Source organism: uncultured Clostridium sp., from assembly GCF_934754915.1.
Taxonomy (GTDB): domain Bacteria; phylum Bacillota; class Clostridia; order Clostridiales; family Clostridiaceae; genus Clostridium.
Window position 1 is genome coordinate 22,944 of sequence record NZ_CAKVKB010000035.1, and the last position, 8,413, is coordinate 31,356.

Sequence of the window (8,413 nt, forward strand, 5' to 3'; positions counted from 1 at the left end):
TGAGGTAGCAATATGGAAGATAAAAATTTTATTAAAAAGAATATAATAAAGATAGTATTTCTAGTTACAGCAATAATAATAAGTACTATAGTAGTAGTTAATGTAATGGTTAATGGGTTTAATAAGAGGTTTGAAAATAGTAAAAGTGATATGGGTAAACAGTATGCCCAGCTTATAAGCTATTCAGTAAAAGAAGCAGTAAAAGATTCAGGAAATTTGGCTAAAGCAGATTTGTCAGAAATTGAAAACATGGTTAATAAAATAAATTCTGGACAAATATCATCTGATAATGAATCTATAGAATATGGAATATATAGTATAGAAAATGGAAATAAGGAACTAATTTTGAAATCAGCAGACTTTTTAGATCAAGAAGATTATATTTCATTATATTCTGATGACATTTTAGATGAAGATAATATTGTTTGTTATGAAATTGATAAAAAGTTTATTGGGTTCGCACCAATTATGTCAGCGGATGGAACTACAATAATAGGTTTTGCAGAAGTTGTATTAAATTCATTAAATTTAATGAATGATATTAATAGTAAAAGTTTTATTATAATAATCTGTGTAAGTATATTTTTGGTGGTATATGGTATATTTAAATTTTTAAATATATATAGCCAAAAGTTTGGTAAGAAAAATTTATACTTAAAAATTTTATTTATTATTTTAATTATTTCTATATTAAGCTGCAGTATATATTTTTTTGCTTTAGGTGGAAATAAAGAAAAGATAGAGTCTAATAATTTTGAATTTACAGAAATATCAAACATAGCATCAGATTCAGAAGGGAATATGTATGTATCTGATTCTGGAAATACAAGAATAATAAAAATCAATAAAAATAATAAATATGAATATGAACTTATAGGTAATAGTGTTGGTGAAGGGAGATTTTTTTATTCCGTTAATCTTATAGCAGATAATAAAGAGAATTTATATGTATTGAATAATGTCATGGACGAAAATGGAACTTGTGTAGAAAAAGAGCAGATATTAAAATATGATTCTAACGGAAAATTTAAAAAGGTAGTATACAGTAAAGAATATACAGATGAAAATAAACCTTTGATGAAAGGGAATATAGTATCATTTCAGATAAGAAATGATAAGTTATATTTTTTTGAAAAAGAAAATGATAATATATCTATTTTATCTTATAACTTTATAAGTGATGAATTAAAAAAGGAATTTACTGTTGATATACAATGTGATTTTTCTAATATTATAGATATAGCCTTAAAGGAAGAAAACGAATCTATAGCTGTTTCAACGAAAAATGGACAGATTTTTACCGTTGATAAAGATAATAATAAAAAATTGATAATATCTTCAGAGAATAGTATGGAGTTTGTTCCATCACAAATAGAAACAGATAGCAATGGAATATTGTATTGCATAAATTTGGGAGATAGAAGTATATCTAAAATAAATGAAGATGGACAATTAGAACAGATTTTAGATTTTGATATTTTAAAAAAGCAGGGAATTAATATCAATACAGATCCTAGATTGGATCATGGTTACTATATATTTTCAGTAAATAAGGATAAGATAGTAACAAGTGAACATACATATGCTATAAGCTGTGATTTATCTGGAAATGTAGAAAAATATTTTAACTCAATTAATTTTTCAAATAGCATATTTTATTGCAAAATCATTTTTATAATATCAGTTGCATTGGTATTTATAGTATCCATAAATTTATTGAGTATAAGGCTGTCTGAAACACAAATAAATAAACTTATAAAACCAATATTTAAAGAATGTATAGAATTAGTTTGTGGGCTATTAATTATATCGGTAGGGATAAGCATATATTTTGTAAATAATTATGAGGATATATTTAAAAGCCAGCTAAAAAATAATTTAAAGATAATATCATACCTTCAATCAGAAAATATTAATGGAGATATTGTAAATAGAATAAACAATGTAAATCAATATGATAGTGAAGATTTTATAGAAATAAAAAATGAAATACAGGAGGGATTTAATAATTTCAGTGATGAATGGAATGTAAATTATTATTCTGCTATATATAAAAGTGTTGATGATAAAATTGTAGCAATAGCTTATAGCGATGGAACAGATGTATTGTTTCTTCCACTTACATTTGCAACTAATGATTCTAAATATGTATTTTGGCGTGTTTTTGATCATGGAATGGTTGAATATAATGAAACATCTGATTATCAGGGTAAATGGTCATCAGGATTCAGCCCTGTTAAAGACTCAGAAGGAAATATTGTTGCAGTTTTAGAAATAGGTACTGATGGAAATTATTATTCTATGCAAAGTGAGAACTTAGTTAAAGATGTAATAATAAATATAGTGTCAATTATAGCTGTATTAGTATTTTTATTTATAGAATTAAATATATTTATGGGAATACTATTTGATGAAAATAAGGAACAGAAGTTAAAATATAATGTAAAAATAGTAAGATTTGTAAGCTTTTTAATATATTCAATATTAAATATACCAATATTTTTTATACCTATAGTAATGGAAAAATTACTGCAGAACAATCAATTCTTTAATATATCAAAAGATATAGCAACAGGTTTTCCACTTACAGGTCAGATGATATGTTTGGTTATAGCATCAGGAGTAGGAGGCGCAATTGCAGATAAAATAGGATGGAGACCAGTATTTTTTTCAGGAATTATAGTTATGATAGGGGGATGTTTTGTAAGTGCATTTGTAACTATTCCTGCATTGTTTATTTTAAGTTCATCATTGATTGGTTTTGGATTAGGTCTTTCATCAATTGCATGCCAGAGTTTTATATTTTATGTTAAGAATCTAGGTCAAGATTTTGATACCAATGAAATATTGGCAGATTTTAATTCTGGTTCTTATGCAGGAGCTAACTGTGGAGTTTTATTTGGAACTATGCTCTATGAAAAGTTAGGATTTTCATATGCATTTTTTGTAGCAATCAGCATTGGAGTATTAGTATTTCTTATTGTATTGAGGACAATGCCTAACTTTAAAAATTCAGAAAATACGGTTGAGGAATCAATGGATAAAAAGGAATTATTCAGGACATTGTTTAGTTTTGAAATATTGAATTATGCAGTATTGATACTTCTTCCAATAATAATAGTTTCATTCTTTGTAGTTCACTTTTTCCCAATATATTCAGAAAGACAGGGAATTTCAAGTACAACTGCTGGTCTTGGATACATGCTTCAAGGTATTACTGTAATTTATTTAGGACCTCAATTGACTAAGGTGGCAATAAAGTATTTAAAACCTAAAAAGACAGTAATATTATCAAGTCTTATAGCTTTTGGAGGAATAATGTTATTTTCATTCAGTCCTACAATGGTTATGGCATTTATAACAATATTCTTTTTAGGGGTATCAGAAGCTGTTGGACAATCAGCCAGAGTAAATTATTTCTTGGAAATGGAAGCATCTAAATTATTAGGAGAAGGAAAAGCCCTTGCTGTATTTTCTGTTTTTGAAAACTTGGGAACAATAGTAGGACCTACTATATTTGCTTTGATTCTGTCATATAACATTTCATTTGGAATGAGCATTTATGGTGGAATATCATTAATACTTGTATTATTGTTTGCAATGAGCACAATAAGTTTCAAGAAGAAAAGAGCAGTTAAAGAAACAAGGAGTATTGAAGAATAAGATGATTATTGAGCTGTTGCATTGAAAGCATGTACAATATAAATATTTGCTTTTGATGTGGCAGCATCAATTTTATATGATGTAATTAACAATGCAGTCTGGTTATTATAATTGCATCTATTATATAGTGAAGAATTAAAATTGCATCTGAAATTAATTTAACACATATAAAAGTACCAAAGAAATCTTTAAAAGATTTCATGATTCATTGTCAAATGTCCATTGTAAATTATAATATATTATGCTAATTAAGAGTCTATAGTAAAATTGTCTTCTATACACAAAGGGCATTGATTGTAAATTGTTAATTGGAATACATAAACTTTGATATAAGGAGAATGTTATTATGTTTGAATATTATGAAAAGCTGTTTCCACCCAATTTAAGATATAAAGCATATGAAAATGATAATGAGCATATTGGTGACAGGATAAAACTGCTGGATATGAAGATATATGATCTTCTGTTAGATGAAAAAGAAAAGATGGCTGAAGAGGATGATTTCATAAATGATTTTATTATGAGATATGAAGAAATAAAATTATTAAGTCAGGAGAAAAAAGAGAGAATTCGAATTTTAGAATTTTTAGATGAATATATAAAAGATAGAGAGGAAGCATCACAATTTGCTAAACGTGAACTCACAGTGATTCAGATAGAAAAAACTTTCAACATGAGCCAATTTTTAAAGACATGTCTTATGATGTCATTAGCTTATGAAATAAATAAGAAATATAGGAGTATTTTTGCATATATAAATGAAGATAAAGCAATGAATTATCCTAATGCGTATATTGCAATAAAATTGTGCAGCATATCAAATGAGGTTTATAATGAAATAGTTCCATATATGTCAGAACTTAAAAATATAAAGGAATACATATTTGAAGATAAGAATGATATGTTATTTCAGGAAAAGAATGATATTGTCCAGCCGTTAAGACTTAATGAAAAATTTCAAAAAGTACTTATTAAATCTGAAAATGTAAGATATAAAATTCCTTATTATTTTGATTTATTCAAATATGAAGATAAATTGAGTGAATTGGAATTTAATCAAGATATAAAGGAGAATATAGTTAAAATATCATCAGAAGCAGAAAAATATATTTGTTATAGAATATATGAAAAGGCTAAGATAGTATTCTTAAAAGGCCCTGAAGGAGCTGGAAAAAGATTTTATATACGTCATGCTTTAAAGGAATTAAATAGAAATGTATTATTTATTGATGTATCTATATTTATAAATCAAAAAGAAGAAATGGAAGAATTGAAAAAAGACATATTAAGAGTGTGTCTTGCTGAAAATGCCATACCATGTTTAAATGGACTCCACAAGTTCTATCAATTAGAAAAAGAATCTTCATGGATGATATATTCTCTTCTTATGGATATTAAAAATATAACAGATTTGATATTTATAACTTCAGAAGAAGAAATTTATGAAATGAGCTATGCTGATTATTTTGATATAATAATGATTGATATAGAAAATCCTCCATTAAGCATAAGAAAGACTTATTTAGAAAACTGCATGGCAGAAAAAGGATTAACAACAGATGCTGATATAAGAGTACTTTTGAATAAGTTTTCTTTTACTCCTGGACAGATAAAACAGGCAGTAGAGCATTTGAAAAATATTTCAGGTATAAATCAGTCTGATGATATAAGTGAAGAAAATGTATATGAAACCTTTAATGACCTTGCATTCAACAAGCTTTCAAATCTGGCAAAACTCATTAAGCCTATATATAAGTGGGATGATCTGGTCTTAAAGAAGGAACAGAAAGATATATTAAGACAGGCTTGCAATCATATACAATATAAAAATATTGTATATGAAGAATGGGGATTCAATAAGAAAAGGGCATATGGAAATGGTGTGTGTGTACTGTTTACAGGTTCTCCAGGAACAGGTAAAACCATGGCAGCACAGGTTGTGGCACATGCTTTAAATATAAATATGTATAAAGTTGACTTATCACAGATAACAAGTAAATACATAGGCGAAACTGAGAAAAACCTAAAAAAGCTTTTTGATGAAGCAAAAAAGAGTAATTCTCTTCTTTTCTTTGATGAAGCAGATACTATATTTGGAAAAAGAACAGAAGTAAAGGATTCTCATGACAGGCATGCTAATATGGATGCAGCATATCTTCTTCAAAAAATAGAGGAATATGAAGGAATAAGCATATTGGCTACAAATTACATACAGAATATTGATGAAGCATTTATAAGAAGAATATCATTCATAATAAGATTTTCAATGCCAGAGGTTAGTGAGAGAAAGGAAATATGGCAGAAGTCATTTCCAGATACAATTCCTGTGGAAAGAGCAATAGATTTTGATTTTCTTGCTTCTAAATTTCAACTTTCAGGAAGCAACATAAAGAATATAGCCCTTCATAGTGCTTTTTTAGCAGCATCAAATAATGAGGGAATAAGTATGAAACATATAATAAATGCTATAAGGACTGAATATCTGAAAGTTAATAAAATTCTGCTTAAAGAAGATTTGGGACCATATTTTGAAGAGTAAAGGTGATAAAGATGTTAGATAATACAGTTATATATACAAAAAGGCTTGAAGAAAGACCTATGAATATAGATGATTTTCAGGTTCTATATGAAAATTATGATAAAGATGCAGAATATTATATGGACTTGTTTCCAGCAGGGAATGAAGAAAAACTTAGAGATTTTATTGAACTATGTATAAAGGAAATGAAAGAAGAAACAGACCTACATTTAATTATAAATGATAAAATTACTAAGAAATTTATAGGATATATAGGAATATATTATCTCAAAGAAAATGCACCTGAGATAGGAATATGGATTAATAAAGAAAGTCAACATTGTGGATATGGAAAAGAGGCTATGGAATCAGTAATTAAATGGATTGATGATAATTATAAATTTTCATATATGAGATATCCAGTAGATAAAGATAATATATTCAGCAGAAAACTACCAGAATATTTCAATGGAAAAATAGAAAAGGAATATTCATTAAAAAGCTGTTCTGGAAGAACTCTTAATTTAGTTGAATACTGGATTAAGAAATAACAAAAATGTTTTATCATTAATGTTAATATGTGTTAACAAGTTTAATTTTCCCTTAAAATAATGAGCAGCCTATTATTTGATTAGTAATAAAGATACAAATAAGTTTTGAATTTTTGACAATTGAAAGATTTATACAAATGGTTTATTATTATAAGATGAAACATAGTTAAATAAGTTTGAATTGGTAAAGATAAAATTTAATTTTTTAGAATCAACAAAATTAAGATATAAAGAAATTTGAAGCATTTGACAATAATAATTTTATAGAATTTTAGACTATATAGATTCTAATTAACAATGTACAGTGGAAAATTAAGGATGAAGTTTTTTCAAGATTTCTTTAATTATTATGTAGTTTTATTATTGAAACATGTATATTTTTCCCAAATAACAAATAATTTCATCGTACATACATTTATGAACAGATTAAAGGAATTATATACTTTAGATACACCTATTGAAGCATGAATTGCTAATTAGAATATATGTAATGAAATAGTTTATATAATTATTTATGTTGTCAATTAAAAAGGGGTGCGTGTAAAACAATGAAAATAGTAGTAGTAGGTTTAGGGGTAATTGGGGGATCATTTACCATGGCATTAAAAAGAGCAGGATTTGATGAAGTGTATGGTATTGATATAAATGAAGAGTCATTAGAAAAAGCAAAAAAACAAGGATTAATAAAGGAAGGTTTTACAAGTGGTGATGAGATTATAAAAGATGCAGATCTGATAATAATTTCTTTATATCCTAGACTTGTAAAAAAATTCATATTGGATAATAAGAACAATTTTAAGGATGGTGCAGTTATAACTGATGCTACAGGAATTAAAAAGCTATTTATAGAAGACGTAGTTAATATACTGCCTCCAAATATAGATTTTGTTTTTGGACATCCTATGGCTGGAAGAGAAAAGAAAGGCATAGATTTTGCAAGTGCTGATGTATTTAAAGGTGCAAATTACATCATAACTCCAGTTGATAGAAATAAACCTGAAAATCTTGATTTAATAGAAAATTTGGTATATAAATTAGGATTTAAGAGGGTTAGAAGAATAACTCCAGAATATCATGATGAAATGATAGGATATACAAGTCAGCTTCCACATACTCTTGCAGTTGCACTTGTTAATAGTGACATAGAAGGAAGAGAAACAGGAAGTTTTATAGGAGATAGTTATAGAGATTTAACAAGAATAGCAAATATAAATGAAGACTTATGGAGTGAGTTATTTCTTGGAAATAAAGAAAATCTGTTAAAATCTATAGAAAATTTTGAGGTAGAACTGGATAAGATTAAAGATGCTATAAGAGATGATGATAAGGAAACTTTAAAGAAATTATTCATTAAATCTACTGAAAGAAGAGAAAAACTATAAATTTAAAAAAATATATTCTTTTTATCAATGATATATGTTGCAATATTAAAATTATATCTAAAACTTATATAACAAAGTATAAAAATATCAAAGAAACATTGAAAAGATTTCGCTGTCAATTGCAATATATAGAGAATATTTAAAAGGTTTAGTTCAAAATAATTTAATTTTATTATTTAGAAAATACATTAAAACTGTTCTGCAAAATTAATGTTTACTATTTTTTATGGTCAAGCTATTTGCAGCAACAGTTTTTTGTTTTATATTGTGTTGTAAATAACAAAAACAGAGTTTTTAAA

Annotated in this window: 4 protein-coding genes; all 4 read left to right on the forward strand. The window is 26.4% G+C overall.

Features of this window, described 5'->3' with window-relative positions:
- Positions 1–12 precede the first annotated feature (12 nt).
- The 4 genes from Q0F58_RS07765 to Q0F58_RS07780 all read left to right on the forward strand — a co-directional run bounded on the left by Q0F58_RS07765 (position 13) and on the right by Q0F58_RS07780 (position 8,114).
- Positions 13–3,663: an MFS transporter gene (locus tag Q0F58_RS07765; protein WP_294374631.1), complete on the forward strand. Its 3,651-nt coding sequence runs from the start codon at positions 13–15 to the stop codon at positions 3,661–3,663.
- Positions 3,664–4,009: 346 nt separating this feature from the next.
- A complete protein-coding gene (locus tag Q0F58_RS07770) occupies positions 4,010–6,202 on the forward strand; it encodes an ATP-binding protein (protein ID WP_294374633.1) in 2,193 nt (730 codons plus the stop codon).
- Positions 6,203–6,213: 11 nt separating this feature from the next.
- Positions 6,214–6,732: a GNAT family N-acetyltransferase gene (locus tag Q0F58_RS07775; protein WP_294374635.1), complete on the forward strand. Its 519-nt coding sequence runs from the start codon at positions 6,214–6,216 to the stop codon at positions 6,730–6,732.
- 548 nt (positions 6,733–7,280) lie between these two features.
- Complete coding sequence (locus tag Q0F58_RS07780) at positions 7,281–8,114, forward strand: prephenate dehydrogenase (RefSeq protein WP_294374638.1); 834 nt, start codon at positions 7,281–7,283, stop codon at positions 8,112–8,114.
- The last annotated feature ends 299 nt before the right edge of the window (positions 8,115–8,413 follow it).